Annotated in this window: 12 protein-coding genes; 5 read left to right on the top strand and 7 right to left on the bottom strand. The window is 54.6% G+C overall.

The window, feature by feature from the left end; all coding sequences use genetic code 11:
* Positions 1-115: 115 nt before the first annotated feature.
* From coaE to OZX70_RS03640, 5 genes are all read right to left on the bottom strand, one after another.
* Positions 116-733 (bottom strand): dephospho-CoA kinase, encoded by a 618-nt coding sequence (gene coaE, locus OZX70_RS03660; RefSeq protein WP_277181872.1) that lies wholly within the window; start codon positions 731-733, stop codon positions 116-118.
* Between the two features lie 95 nt (positions 734-828).
* A complete protein-coding gene (locus OZX70_RS03655) occupies positions 829-1,662 on the bottom strand; it encodes an L-ribulose-5-phosphate 3-epimerase (protein ID WP_277181871.1) in 834 nt (277 codons plus the stop codon).
* Positions 1,663-1,844: 182 nt separating this feature from the next.
* The gene (locus OZX70_RS03650; protein WP_277181870.1) at positions 1,845-2,810 is read right to left on the bottom strand and encodes a sugar kinase; all 966 of its coding nucleotides are present in this window, start codon (positions 2,808-2,810) and stop codon (positions 1,845-1,847) included.
* A gap of 56 nt (positions 2,811-2,866) precedes the next feature.
* A complete protein-coding gene (locus OZX70_RS03645) occupies positions 2,867-3,502 on the bottom strand; it encodes an orotidine 5'-phosphate decarboxylase / HUMPS family protein (RefSeq protein ID WP_277181869.1) in 636 nt (211 codons plus the stop codon).
* Positions 3,499-4,431 (bottom strand): hypothetical protein, encoded by a 933-nt coding sequence (locus OZX70_RS03640; protein ID WP_277181868.1) that lies wholly within the window; start codon positions 4,429-4,431, stop codon positions 3,499-3,501. Before OZX70_RS03640 ends, OZX70_RS03645 begins: the two co-directional genes overlap by 4 nt.
* A gap of 357 nt (positions 4,432-4,788) precedes the next feature.
* Between OZX70_RS03640 and OZX70_RS03635 the strand changes: the two genes are divergently transcribed.
* The 4 genes from OZX70_RS03635 to OZX70_RS03620 all read left to right on the top strand — a co-directional run bounded on the left by OZX70_RS03635 (position 4,789) and on the right by OZX70_RS03620 (position 10,495).
* Positions 4,789-5,559, top strand: a complete 771-nt coding sequence (locus OZX70_RS03635; RefSeq protein ID WP_277181867.1) for a sugar-binding domain-containing protein — start codon at positions 4,789-4,791, stop codon at positions 5,557-5,559.
* 211 nt (positions 5,560-5,770) lie between these two features.
* Positions 5,771-6,433, top strand: a complete 663-nt coding sequence (locus OZX70_RS03630; RefSeq protein ID WP_277181866.1) for an L-ribulose-5-phosphate 4-epimerase — start codon at positions 5,771-5,773, stop codon at positions 6,431-6,433.
* 84 nt (positions 6,434-6,517) lie between these two features.
* A complete protein-coding gene (locus OZX70_RS03625) occupies positions 6,518-7,888 on the top strand; it encodes an MFS transporter (RefSeq protein ID WP_277181865.1) in 1,371 nt (456 codons plus the stop codon).
* 126 nt (positions 7,889-8,014) lie between these two features.
* Complete coding sequence (locus OZX70_RS03620; protein WP_277181864.1) at positions 8,015-10,495, top strand: phosphoketolase; 2,481 nt, start codon at positions 8,015-8,017, stop codon at positions 10,493-10,495.
* A 181-nt stretch (positions 10,496-10,676) separates the two neighbouring features.
* On the opposite strand, the gene rpsA is transcribed toward OZX70_RS03620, so the two are convergent.
* Both rpsA and OZX70_RS03610 read right to left on the bottom strand, forming a co-directional pair.
* Positions 10,677-12,164 (bottom strand): 30S ribosomal protein S1, encoded by a 1,488-nt coding sequence (gene rpsA, locus OZX70_RS03615; RefSeq protein ID WP_277181863.1) that lies wholly within the window; start codon positions 12,162-12,164, stop codon positions 10,677-10,679.
* A 139-nt stretch (positions 12,165-12,303) separates the two neighbouring features.
* A complete protein-coding gene (locus tag OZX70_RS03610) occupies positions 12,304-13,200 on the bottom strand; it encodes a bifunctional methylenetetrahydrofolate dehydrogenase/methenyltetrahydrofolate cyclohydrolase (RefSeq protein WP_277181862.1) in 897 nt (298 codons plus the stop codon).
* Positions 13,201-13,610: 410 nt separating this feature from the next.
* Here OZX70_RS03610 and OZX70_RS03605 point away from each other — a divergent pair, with 410 nt between their 5' ends.
* Positions 13,611-14,717 (top strand): zinc ABC transporter substrate-binding protein, encoded by a 1,107-nt coding sequence (locus OZX70_RS03605; RefSeq protein WP_277181861.1) that lies wholly within the window; start codon positions 13,611-13,613, stop codon positions 14,715-14,717.
* The last annotated feature ends 16 nt before the right edge of the window (positions 14,718-14,733 follow it).

Genomic DNA, 14,733 nt, shown 5'->3' with positions numbered 1-14,733 from the left:
CAAAGACAGCCAACAAAGACGCAAGCCTTCGCTCGGTTTCGTTTCGAAAGCTCAACTTAATCATGGCTTCGCGGCCGTATTCCCACAATTAACTTTATGGCGGATTCGGCCTCATTCATCGCCATTGTGCGAACAGCATATCAAGACGGTCGAACATTTGTTCGATTGGTTGTGTGGAGTCGATGACCACATCGGCGATGGCTTCGCGCTGTTTACGGCTGGACTGGTGGCGTATCCTGCCTTCGGCTTGCTCTCGGCTCATTCCACGCGTTTTCATCATCCTTTGGATACGGGTTTCCTCGGGTGCCTCCACAGTAAGGATATGGTCGAATCTGAAGGGAATGGTGTCGATAACCTCAGCCAGCAGAGGCACATCGTGGACAACGACAGGGGTTGAAGAAGATTTTTCCGTGGCAACCTGACGTTCCAAATCCTTGGCACGCCGATAAATCAGTGGATGTTCGATATCGTCGAGCCTCTGTCTGGCGTCGGGTGCCGCACCAGACGAAAAGACGTGTGCAGCCATCCACTTTCGGTTCAACGAACCGTCGGGTTGTGTCGCATCTGGACCGAATTCCCTAACGATTTCATGGATTCCCTCGCTGCCCGGCTCGACAACCTCACGGGCCAGTTGGTCGTAATCAATAAGGTAAGCTCCACGCTCCTTTAGATGTGCAGCCACAGTGCTTTTACCTGCCGCAATGCCCCCGGTTAATCCGATGCGTTTAATCATGGTCAACAATCATACAGGCATACGATTGCAACGAAGCAAACTGCACTACCTGAAACCTTGACTTCCTGAACAATCAAAAATCCTGCATACGATCTCTATAACCCTGCTCTGTCGAGTTTCTCCTCCACGAAACTCTTCGCCTGAACGCACTGCTCGTCAACGTCTACATCATCATTCCACATCTCGATCATCACTCTGCCGGACCAATGCTGCCTTTTCAACTCGGCAAACGCCTTGTCGAAGTCGACAATACCTTTTCCGAACGGCACTTTTCGCGCTTTGCCGGGTAATACATCCTTGGCATGCAGAGCAACAATCCTGCCTTCTGCGGCACGTAAATCGTCAACGACATCACACGAGTTATAAAATGAGTTACCGATATCGGGATATGCCTGCAACCACGGAGAACCAATCTCGTCAAGAACCGCGGTTATCCTGTGCAAATCGGTCAGATCCTGCCCATCCACGTTTTCAATGGCGAGCATAACACCCTTTTTCGCAGCGTAGCGAACGCCTTTGGCAAGATTCCTCATGAAACGTGGACGGCAATATTCGTCATGCGCATCATAAAACGTGTAATACCCCGCTAGCTGAACCACAGAAGCCCCTACCTCTTTGGCAAAGTCAATGGATCTGAAGAGCAGGTCACAGGCCTTGACTTCATGTTCCTTTATCGGTGATCCTAACGAGAAACGACGATGCGCCGACAAGCAGACCCCTCCTATCAGCACATTTTCCCTTTCGGCCGCTCTGCGAATACGACGCACATCTTCGGCATCCGTATAAAGCCGCAACATCCGCTTTTCACTCTCGTCTATTGAAATATCCATGAAATCGAATCCGAATTCTCTGACTTGAGCGAACAATCCATCCCACGACTGATTCGAATCCAAGGCCTTCTCGTATATTCCCAACAGTGTCGATTTCATTATTTCCAGCTTTCAACAATGATTTTCAATAAAATCCAAATATCAAACCGCTTTACAATCCGAACCGACACTCCAGCTTCACCACCATCGGTTCGCTTTGTATCGAACATCCAAAAACCAAAAAAGGTCCACCGTGTGGACGGGGTTCTTTCTTGACCTCGTCCACGCAGCGGACCTCGCCATCAACGCTCCAGTGACGTCAACGGTTTCTTGACCAAGTCGTCGAGCTCTTCTGGAGTAACGGTTACCTGTTCGCCGTAATGGCTGAGAGCCAACCCAGCGACATTGACGCCGTACTTGAGGCAATTCTCCTTGTCGCCGCGTAACCACGCGTGCAGCACGCCTGCAGCCAGCCCATCGCCCGCACCGAGACGATCGAGGATCTCGACCGGCACTGCATCCTCATGCATATGCTTGCCGTCCACCAGGGCGTCAGCACCACGTGCGCCGTCTGACATCACGATGACAGAGGCATTGGAGACTTCGGAAAGCGCTCTGAGTCCAGATTCCTTGTCAGGCACTTTCTTCACAAGCAGGTTCACGTCATCCAACTTGCAGAAGAGGATATCCGAGCGCTCTATGAAGGGACGAATAATCTTACGCGCCTCTTCCACACTCCAAAGCTTGGTACGGTAGTTGACATCAAAAGCCACAGGTACGCCAGCCTGATGGGCCTTGAGACTTGCGGTTTCCAGAATCGTCCTGACAGTAGGAGACAAGGGCAAGCTCAATCCCGAAAGCAACAGCAGACGGGTGTCAAGCAATTGATCCCAATCAATGTCATCCACAGTCATATTGCAGAAAGCGGTGTTGGCACGGTCAAACATGACTTTGGTTGGCATCGGAGGCTTTGCATATTCGGCATAATACGTTCCGATACGAGCGCCCGGAACACGCTTGACATGCGAGAGGTCAACCCCGAATGCGTTGTATTGGAATTCCACACGCCGACCCAAAGAGGAATCAGGCAACGCAGAGAACCATGACGTATTCCATTTCAGGGAACTCAATGAACAGAGGACATTGGCTTCGGTGCCGGCTATCTGGATATTGAACGATTTCGCTCGTTGAATCCTGTGGCCGACGGGGACGGACAGGCGTATACCGCCTTCACCAATAGATGTGACATCATAAGACGTCATTGTCATATGCTCCAATCTTTTTCTTGTTTTGCTACTTCATTACTTCATTGTCATTTTCATTTCTAAAGCGCAGCTCGTAAAGCTTGAGCCGCAGCAAAAGGATCGTCAGCCTTGACGATGGCGCTGCCCACGACCGCGATGTCAAAAGGACAGTCCACAAACCTTTTAAGGCTCGTGGCATTAAGGCCACCTGCCAAAGTTATGCTGACACTGTTGGAGGGAACAAGGTCACGCAATCTGAACAGCTGATTGCGCACCGATTGGTCCTCCTCCGGGGTGCAGGTATCGCGATGCACAATAATCACCTTGACGCCGGCATCGATGAATCCGCGAATGTCATCATCGTTCCAGCCAGGGAACAATTCGACTTCTACTCCCCCGCCGAACCGTGAAGCGGCCTTGCAAGCTCCTCGAATGACATCCAGACCGCTTTCGCCGACAACCGAGACCCTGCTTGCCCCGGCTTCGAAGTACAGGTTCGCAAATTTTTCGCCTGCCCTCGCAATCCGGATATCGGCCAGCAGAGTCTTCCCCGGCAACACCGCACGAAGATCGCGCATGGAATCGACGCCCTTTGCAAGGCACAGCACCGTTCCGTCTTCCACGATGTCGACAGCGGGGGCAGCTTTGACCGCGACTTTCAGCGCTGTGGCAACGTCGGTGACATCCAGAGCTAGCTGCAGAAGCCTTCTGCTCATTCGGGATCCCGCATCTCATAGAAGTGCTGCGGATTTTCATACATGAACCCGTGCACTACCTCTTCGCTAAAGCCCTCATCAATCAGACGCGGCAGGAAAACATCCTTGATGTAGTTGAGCCCAGGACCGAAACCATACACCTTATGGTGTGAGCGCCTGCCCATATCGTTGCAAAGCATCAATTTGTCGGCGTAACCATCGTCGACAAGCTGTCGGAGCAAGTCGACACGCATGGAGTCGGGATAGTACTTCGCCTTTCCAGGGCCATCATAAATCAGGGAGCAACCGGTCTCCAACATTTTGCGGTGGTACCAAAGATCCGGATCACGATCAACATGGGCGACTGCGAACCTTGAGGTGTCGAAGTCCTCCTCTTGGACAATCTTCAAGATCTCAAGCCCCATGGTTCCGATGGTGGTGTGAGCATGGACGGAGACGCCGGTCTTCTTGGCTGCCCGACATGCCGCACGAATAACCTTCTCCTCACCTTTGGTGATATGCAGATAGGCAGTCCCGCACTTGATCCAGCCGGCTTTGATATTCGTGCCGTCCATACCGACCGTGATGTCCTCAACCATTTCATCGACGATACGCTCGATGTCCCAATCACCGAGATCATCCGGCATACCATGCTCTTGGCAAATATAGCCGGTGCAGGCCACGACATTCACACCGGAGGCCTTTGAGGCATAATACATACCCTTGGTGTCACGACCCCACGTCTTTGGCGTGGCCTCGACCAAAGTGCCACCGCCGTCTTTCTTGTATTCCTGCAGCATCTCAACCGCCTTGGAGTAGGAATTCAGCAAGTGGTCTTCTTCGACCTTGGATCCATGACCCTGCGGGTGAGTCAGGAGATGCTCATGCGGCATCGTATAGCCCATGTCCGCAACATCGATATCCCCACATACCGTTTGTACCCGTCCCATTTGTTACTCCTTTGCAACTTTGATTGGTTTAACGCTTGCGCGTATTTCACACTTTACACGTAAATGTGAATATGTCAATTTTATAATGAAATAATTTTCATTTTAAGTGTTAAATACTACAGAGGATGGTATAGTCTCATTGGAAAATAACGTCATCCAGAAGGAAAGCACGAAAAGGTTCAAACCATGAAATCGCCTCGGCTCAATAGGTTATATTCAGCGGCAAAATGGTATTATGAGGATCATCTCAACCAAAATGAAATAGCCCACCGACTTAACGTCTCGAGAACATCCGTTTCTCGTCTGTTGCAAGAAGCCCAGGACAAAGGCATCGTGACCATCACCGTGCATCCTCCTATGATGGAGGAAAGAGACATCAGCGAGGCCATTAAACGCGATTACGACATCAAGGACGTGGTAATCGTACCTGCGATGGACAACGAACTCGACACCGCATCGGCAGTGGGTTATGCAGCCGCGATAAAACTTACCGACATGATGCAATCCGGTTTCTCGTTGACAATGACGTGGGGCCGAATCATCGCGAACATCGTTTCCAAGATTCCGCCGAACGCTCTTGAAAACATACACATCACGACTCTTTCAGGCAGCATCGGAGGAAGCAAGCCCGAGCTTGACGGGCCGGACCTGGCACGACGCATGGCATTGGCCCTTCATGGCAACTACGAATACATCAACGCACCTGCCATTGTGTTGACATCGACGCTTCGCGACCAGTTGCTCTCCACGCAGCAAATCGCACAAGTCCTTAAGAAAGCAGCCCTCTCTGACGTGGCCTTATTCGGGGTGGGAACATTGACCGACCCAAACTCCTCCCTGAACCGGGCAGGCTATATCACCAAGCAAGACCAGCAATTGTATCTGGCCCAAGGAGGGGTGGGCCATATAGCAGCGCGTATCATCGACAAGGATGGTCAAGAGATCTCAGAGTTCAATGACCGGACCGTTTCGCTGCCTTTGGCCGAGATAGCTTCCATTCCCCACCGCATGTGCGTGGTATCGGGAGTTTCAAAAGCACCCGCACTGCAAGCCGCGCTCAAAATGCATTACATGAATTACCTTGTGGTGGACTCCCGTTGCGCCACTTCTTTGCTCTCCTTATCCTAACAATTCCAACCTTTCTAACTATTTAACCCCTTCCTTATCAACGCCATGTAATGCGACCATAATAATCTCTATTATGGATTAATTTCCATTTTAATTTGCACTTATGTTCGTTTTAGGTATAATATGGTTTCGAAATACATATGGAAGGATTTCGCGGCATAGGCTCGCCACGCACCTCTTCCAACCAGCAATTTCAGAAAGGATAATGCTTATGTTGGAGAGTCTCAAGACGACGGTTTGTCAGGCGAACAAAGAGTTGCCAGAAGCCGGACTCGTATCTGGAACATCCGGAAACGTCTCACAGAGAGACCCAGAAAGCGGTCTCATAGCGATCAAGCCCTCAGGCGTCAGTTTCCGAAACCTGAAGCCCTCAGATATCGTCATCGTCGATGACCAAGGCAATGTAATCGAAGGGGACCTCAAACCTTCCGTCGATACCGCAAGCCATTGCGTCATCTATCGGGAGCGTAAGGACGTCAATGGCATCGTGCATACGCACTCGCGGTTTGCAACGGTTTTCGCTATCCAAGGCAGACCGATACCCGTGTTGACGACCTTATCGGCGGACCTGTTCGGAGGTCCGATTCCCGTAACCGGATACGCTGCGATTGGAGGTGAACAAATCGGGCATGAAGTCGTCAAGTACATTGGCTCAGGCAGCGCCGTGCTTTTAAGAAATCACGGGGTATTCACCATAGGAGGCGATGCGGCGCAAGCGGTAAGAGCAGCCACCTATGTTGAGGAAACCGCAGAGGTCTCATATTTTGCGACACTTGCGGGCGACGTACAACCCTTGGACACCCAAGCCATCAATGAAGCGCGGCAATGGTACCTCAAAGACTACGGCCAAAAGCCGGTCTCGTCCGGAGCCTAAATGTCTGAATGTATCCTACAGACACACGACACCTCAAACACATCAAATAAATAAAAACATCTTTAACTACAATGGAGTAGAGATATGAGTACATCTCAAACGCTGGCAGTAAACCAGCAAATTGATAATCACCCAGTCACCGGCCACCAAAAATCCTTGATCGGATTGGCGGTAGTCGGCAATATCGCCGAGTTCTTCGACATGTTCCTGATTGGTTTCGTCATCTCGTTGCTGACCAAGGACCAAGCCTGGCAGCTCACCGGCTTCCAATCAGGAATCGTGCTGGCAGGCGCCGGCGTCGGCACCGTAGTCGGTTCCATCCTTTGGGGAAGGCTTGCCGATCGATTCGGCCGGAAGCACGCTTTTGTCTGGTGCATCATCGTGCTGGTGGTTTTCACGGCAGCTTCCATCTTCACGCCTACCGATGGATGGTTGTTCCTGACCATTATGCGTATCGGCGTCGGTGTCGGTGTAGGTGGCCTGAGTATCACCAGCATTCCCTTCGTCCAGGAATTCGTTCCCGCCAAGCAACGTGGGTTGCTCTCGGGACTCACCGCGGTTTTCATTCCGTTGGGCATTTTCCTTGGCGGGCTTGCTACCCGCACGCTGAGCGGCGCTATTGGATGGCGCGGTCTCATCGCTCTGGGATGCTTCCCTGTAATCCTTCTGATCTGGGCTCATTTCATTCCTGAATCTCCTCGTTTCTTGCAAGGCCGCGGAGAGCTTGACAAGGCTCGCGCCGCGTATGCCTGGGCCATGGAAATTCCTGAAAGCGAAGTAGGTGAACTGCCTGAAATCGAAGAGAACAAGGGTGCTTCCTATTCTTTGATTTTCAAGAAATATCCCAAGGCACTTGCCATTGTCACCATTGGATCTTTCTGCTTCATCGCCGGTTCGTTTACCGTGCAATCTTGGGGACAGACGATTCTCGGCGAGTCCTTCCATTTCGACACCGCGATGGTTTCCAACTTATTCATGCTTGTCAGCCTCGGCGATCTTCTGGGCCGGCTTGGCACTGCGTGGATTTCGGATAAAATCGGTCGTCGTATGACACTATTCGGATGTGGTGTACTCGGTGGTATTGGCTGCCTGGTAGCAGCATTCGCCGCTCACGCCGCTACCGGTAGCAATCTGCAAACGGTCGGAATCGTCTTCTACATCGGCATCTTCATCGTCATGACCTTCGGAGATGGCGCATTCGGCGTGCTCAATCCCTTCGGCGGTGAACAGTTCCCGAACGAAGCTCGCTCCACCGGTCTTGGCCTCGGCTATGGTATCGGCGCAACAGCCAAGATCTTCGGACCGTTTGTGGTCGGCCTGCTCATCGGCGGCGGAACCCCTACGGCCAAAGTCGTATTCCTGCCATTCGTGATTTTCGCAGTGCTGCTCTTCCTCGGAGCCGTCACCTATCTGTTTGCCAATGAAACAGCAGGAAAGAATCTGGAAGAAATCTGATTCCCCTTGCAATAAAATGCGCCTGACTGCGTCCTTAAGGGCCAAATTCAGGCGCATTTTATTGCGAATTATTATCATAACTCAGTTTATGTTGTCAAAAAACAACGAAAATAAGGAGCAAATGGCATGACTAGCCCTGTTATCGGAACACCGTGGAAAAAACTGGACAGACCGATTCCGGATGAGACACTTGAAGGTATCGATAAATACTGGCGAGTAACCAATTATATGAGTATTGGTCAGATTTATCTGCGTAGCAACCCTCTGATGAAGGAGCCCTTCACCCGAAATGATCTGAAGTATCGTCTGGTGGGCCACTGGGGCACTACCCCAGGGGTCAATTTCCTGTTAGGACATATCAATAGGTTGATTGCGGACCATCAGCAGAACACCGTAGTGGTAATCGGACCCGGTCATAGTGGTCCTGGAACCGTCGCTCAGTCGTATCTTGATGGTACGTATACGGAGTATTATCCGGAGGTCACCAGGGACGAGGCGGGGCTGCAGAAATTCTTCCGCCAGTTCTCGTATCCTGGCGGCATCCCGTCGCACTTCGCCCCGGAGACGCCGGGCTCGATCCATGAGGGCGGCGAGCTCGGCTACGCTTTGAGCCACGCGTACGGCGCGATCATGAACAACCCGAGCCTGTTCGTGCCGGCCGTGGTCGGCGACGGCGAGGCCGAGACCGGCCCGCTGGCCACGAGCTGGCAGTCCAACAAGCTCGTCAACCCGCGCACCGACGGCATCGTGCTGCCGATCCTGCACCTCAACGGCTACAAGATCGCCAACCCGTCCATCCTCTCCCGCATCCCCGACGAGGAGCTGCACGAGTTCTTCGCGGGCATGGGCTACGAGCCCTTCGAGTTCGTCGCGGGCTTCGACGACGAGGACCACATGTCCATCCACCGCCGTTTCGCCGGCATGCTCGAGGAGGTCTTCGACAGGATCTGCGACATCAAGGCCAAGGCCCAGACCGACGACATGGACCGCCCCACCTACCCGATGATCATCTTCCGCACCCCCAAGGGCTGGACCTGCCCGAAGTACATCGACGGCAAGAAGACCGAGGGCTCCTGGCGCGCCCACCAGGTCCCGCTGGCCAGCGCCCGCGACACCGAGGCCCACTTCCAGGTCCTCAAGGGCTGGATGGAGTCCTACCGGCCCGAGGAGCTCTTCGACGAGAAGGGCGCCGTGCGCCCCGAGGTCACCGCGTTCATGCCCACCGGCGAGCTGCGCCTGGGCCAGAACCCGAACGCCAACGGCGGCCGCATCCGCGAGGACCTGCGCCTGCCGGCCCTCGACGCCTACGAGGTCAAGGGCGTCAAGGAGTTCGGCCACGGCTGGGGACAGCTCGAGGCCACCCGCCAGCTGGGCAACTACACCCGCGACATCATCAAGATGAACCCGGACTCGTTCCGCATCTTCGGGCCCGACGAGACCGCGTCCAACCGCCTGCAGGCCGCCTACGAGGTCACCGACAAGCAGTGGGACAACGGCTACCTCTCCGAACAGACCGACGAGCACCTGGCCGTGACCGGCCAGGTCATCGAGCAGCTCTCCGAGCACCAGATGGAGGGCTTCCTCGAGGGCTACGTCCTCACCGGCCGCCACGGCATCTGGAGCACCTACGAGTCCTTCGCCCACGTCATCGACTCCATGCTCAACCAGCACGCCAAATGGCTCGAGGCCACCGTCCGCCACATCCCGTGGCGCAAGCCCGTCGCCTCGATCAACATGCTGATCTCCTCGCACGTCTGGCGCCAGGACCACAACGGCTTCTCCCACCAGGACCCGGGCGTGAGCTCCGTGCTGCTCAACAAGGCGTTCAACAACGACCACGTCGTGGCCGAGTACTTCCCCGCCGACGCCAACATGCTGCTCGCCGTCGCCGAGAAGGCCTTCAAATCCACGAACAAGATCAACGCCATCTTCGCCGGCAAGCAGCCCGCCGCCACCTGGCAGACCCTCGACGAGGCCCGCGCCGAACTGGAGAAGGGCGCGGCCGAATGGAAGTGGGCCTCCACCGCCAAGGACAACGACGAGGCCCAGATCGTGCTCGCCTGCGTCGGCGACGTGCCCACCCTCGAGACCATGGCCGCCAGCGAGAAGCTCAAGGAGTTCGGCATCAAATTCAAGGTCGTCAACATCGTCGACACCCTCAAGCTGCAAAGCCCCAAGGACAACGACGAGGCCCTGAGCGACGACGAGTTCACCGAGCTGTTCACCCCGGACAAGCCCGTCCTCCTCGCCTACCACTCCTACGCCCACGACATCCACGCCCTCATCTACGACCGCCCCAACCACGACAGCTTCAACGTCCACGGCTACAAGGAGGAAGGCTCCACCACCACGCCCTACGACATGGTGCGCGTCAACGACATGGACCGCTACGAGCTCACCGCCGAGGTGCTCCGCACCCTCGACCCGGACAAGTACGCCCACGAGATCGACAAGCTCGAACAGTTCCGCACCGACGCCTTCCAGTTCGCCGTCGACGAAGGCTACGACCACCCCGACTACACCGGCTTCGTCTACTCCGACGTCAAAAACCAGGACGCCAAAGCCACCGCCAAAGCCGCCATGAGCACCGGCAGCGACAACGAATAAACCAACCCCATTCGATATTGGGGTTATAAGCCGAATATTCTCGCCTATAACCCCAATCTGGTGAGATGAAAGAATAAAAAAAGAGTACCAGTGCTAACGCTGGTACTCTTTTTAAATTCTCTACTGAAATGTTTGACTTTCAGCAGAGAATCCATTAAAAATCACTGAGGTGCATCTCAGTTCACTTCTTCTCCTTGAGGAGCTCCTCACGAAGAGCGGCGAGCTTGTCGGAACCGGCAAGCGTGCCTTCGGATTCGTTCTCCGAGGAGTACTTGGTGGATTCCTCAGAAGCCTTCTCAGCGTGCTCACCTGCACCCTGGCCGTCCTCGGCAGCGGACTCAGCCGCATTGTCGAGTTCCTTGGCGACGAAGGCCTTATGCTGCTCCCACAAATCGTGAGCGGCCGCATACTGGTTCTCCCACTCCTCGCGCTGCTTCTCGTAGCCGGCGATCCATTCGTTGGTCTGCGGGTCGAAGCCTTCGGGGTACTTGTAGTTGCCATCCTCGTCGTAATCGGCAGGCATGCCATAAAGCGCGGGATCGAAGTCCTCGCTAGCGGGATCGACGGAGTCGTTGGCCTGCTTGAGGGACAGGGAAATACGGCGACGGTCGAGATCGACGTCGATGACCTTGACGAAGATCTCTTCGCCCTGCTTGACGACGGTCTCCGGGTTGTCGACGTGACGGTTGGCGAGCTCGGAAATGTGGACCAGGCCCTCGATGCCGTCTTCGACGGAAACGAACACGCCGAACTGCACGATCTTGGTGACCTTGCCCTTGACGATCTGTCCGGGAACGTGGGTGCGTGCGAAGCGCTGCCACGGATCTTCCTGCGTCGCCTTGAGGGACAGCGAGATACGCTCGCGATCCATGTCGACGTCGAGCACCTCGACGGTGACCTTGTCGCCGACCTTGACGACCTCGGACGGGTGGTCGATGTGCTTCCAGGAAAGCTCGGAAACGTGAATGAGGCCGTCCACCCCGCCGAGATCGACGAACGCGCCGAAGTTGACGATGGAGGAAACGGTGCCTTCACGAATCTGGCCCTTCTTGAGCTGCGCCAGGAAGGTCTCGCGGACCTCGGACTGGGTCTCCTCAAGATACTGACGGCGAGACAGGACCACGTTGTTGCGGTTCTTGTCGAGCTCAAGGATCTTGGCCTTGATCTTCTGGCCGATGTAAGGCGAAAGGTCGCGGACGCGACGCATTTCGACGAGCGAAGCAGGCAGGAAGCCACGCAGGCCGATGTCGACGATCAGGCCGCCCTTGACAGCTTCGATAACGGTGCCTTCGACAACGCCGTCGTCATTCTTGATCTTTTCGATATCGCCCCAGGCGCGCTCATACTGGGCACGCTTCTTGGACAGAATAAGACGTCCTTCCTTGTCTTCCTTGGTGACGACAAGGGCTTCGACGGTGTCGCCGACCTGGACGACTTCGTCGGGATTGACATCTTTCTTGATGGAAAGTTCGCGGGAGGGAATGACACCCTCGGTCTTGTAGCCGATGTCGAGCAGCACTTCGTCGTGATCGACCTTGACGACCGTGCCCGTAACCAAATCACCATCATCAAAATTCTTGATGGTGGAATCGACTGCCTTGATGAAGTCTTCTTCGGTGCCGATATCGTTGATCGCGACCTTGGTGACTTCGTTATTGTTCTCTGCCATTAAAAGTGGTTTCTTTGTTATTAGTTGGATGGATATTACCTATTAAGTTATGTTGGTGGCCTTACGGCCACGCAAGTCATAAGATTACTAGTCGCCCTAGCCAAAGCGTTGCAGACAATCCGGGCGTGTCGCCAATAGCTCAGGCGATTTGTCGCTCGGCCATCTCAACGACGTTAGCCAAGAGCATGGCACGGGTCATCGGCCCCACTCCCCCCGGATTCGGGGTGTAGGCGGACGACAGGGCATGGCAGGTCTTGTCGATATCGCCTCGCACGCGGTAGCGCTCGGCCTCTTCGTCGTAAACGCGGGAGACACCGACATCAACCAACACCGCTCCGGGCTTCACATCCTCAGGCTTTACAAATCCGGCACGGCCGACGGCGGCGACGATGATATCGGCTTGGCGCAGATGCTTCTGAATATCCGTTGTCCCTGTATGACACAGCGTCACGGTGGCATTTACATCTTTCGCAGTGAGCATGAGGCCGATGGTACGCCCGACGGTGATGCCACGGCCAACGACGCAGACGTCCTTGCCCTTGAGGTCAATGCCATAGTGCTTCAGCAATACGATGATGCCGCGCGGCGTGCAAGGTTGCGGAGCCGGGTTCCTGCCGTCGATATGCGTGACCAGCTCGCCCAGATTGGCCGGATGCATGCCATCGGCATCCTTGGCCGGGTCGACGTGGGCGATGACCTCGTTGGTGTCGACGCCTTTCGGCAAGGGCAACTGGACGATGTAGCCAGTGCATTTCGGGTCGGCGTTGAGCCGTTCCACGGCATCGATAATCTCCTGCTGGCTGGCGGTTTCGGGAAGCTCAACGGCAATCGAGGCGATGCCGACTTCGGCGCAATCCTTGTGTTTGCCGGCCACGTATTTGCGCGAGCCGACGTCGTCGCCGACGAGGATGGTGCCTAAGCCTGGCTGAACGCCTTGTGCCTTGAGTGCTTCGACACGCCCTCGCAAATCCTCCTTGATGGCTCCCGCGGCAGCCTTTCCGTCCAACTTGAGAGGAGTCCGTTCCTCGTGTGCCATACCGATTCCTTAATCTGAGTAAGCTATTACGACATTTCATGCAGCCTTGTTGCAGACCGCACACGATAGTTATCGATTCTAAGGGGAAGACGGATCACAAACGCAGAAGTGTCCACCATCAACGCCATATCCATTGCTTATAACTATTTATAAGGAAAGAAAACCAAACGCGATTCGCAATATCAATCATCAAGTACGCCGCGACGAAGATCAAGGGCTTTCAAATCCATCTCGACGTGATCAACAGGTTTCAAAAACCCCGGCCTTCCTACGATCGATAAAAACATACGTTCTATTTGACAATGATTCTCATTTTCAGTATATTACCTTATCGCTATACTTTAACTATCAGCGTTACGCAACAGACGATGCGAACCGGCGACAAACGAATACCAATTTAAGGGGTCAGCATGAAACGTTTCGGATGGCAGGTCAAGGCCACGGCTCTCCTAGGCTCGATATGCATGGTTTTTGGTCTTGCGGCCTGCGGTGGCGGCAATGATTCTCAAGCGCCAAGCAAATCCAACGACAGCTCAAAACAGGCAAGCGGCCCGATCAAAGTGGTCGCTTCGATCAACCAATGGGGATCGTTGGCCAAGGAAATCGGCGGAAATGACATCAAGGTGACCTCAATCGTCAACACCGTCTCCGTCGACGCCCATGATTTCGAGCCGCAGACCGCCGATATGGCCAAAATACAAAGCGCCGAGATTGTGGTCGTCAACGGCGCAGGATACGACAACTGGGCTAGCAAATCTCTTACCAAAGGCACCACCAGCGTCTCGGCAGCTACCGCGGTCGGGGCAAGCACCGGTGACAATCCGCATCTTTGGTTCTCCAAGGATGCGAGAAAGGCCACCGCCACGGAGCTGGAGGACGCCTTCGCCAAGGCAAGACCCGCCAAAGCCAAACAGTTTGAAGCAAGGCTTAAGACATGGAAAGCACGCGAAGCCAAACTCGAAGATTCCATGAAGGCGTTCTCACAAAAGCACAAAGACGCCACTTACGGCGCCACGGAGCCGGTGGCCTACTATCTTATGGACGACCTAGGTTTCAACGATAAGACGCCCAAAGGCTATACACAGGCCGTCAGTTCCGAAGGCGAACCGGCTCCCAGCGACCTACAGAAGTTCCAGCATCTGATTTCAGGCCGCGACGTCAATCTGCTCATCAACAACACGCAGGAAGCCAGCAATACCACCAATCTGCTCACCGGAACGGCGGGACGCACCGAAGTGCCCGTTGTCGATGTCAGCGAGCAGATGCCACAGGACCAGACCACACTCACCGGCTGGATTACTACGCTGATGAAAAGCATCGACAAGGCCATGACAGATTTCAAGGCCAGTGAAGCCGACCATCAGAAAGTCGGAACCGGCGACAACTCGGACAAGTCCTCGCAATCCGGTCAATCCAACGAATCCGGCAATGGCACAAATTCCAATCAGCAGCAGCCCTCAACCTCAGGCAACGCTACGGTGCCTTCCAATGCAGGTCAGACCGACCCAGGCAAGTGAAAGCAACGCAGCAAAC

This window comes from Bifidobacterium sp. ESL0732, from assembly GCF_029395535.1.
Taxonomy (GTDB): Bacteria; Actinomycetota; Actinomycetes; order Actinomycetales; family Bifidobacteriaceae; genus Bifidobacterium.
Note: the sequence above shows the minus strand (reverse complement) of the source record. Positions and strands in the feature narration are given on the sequence as shown.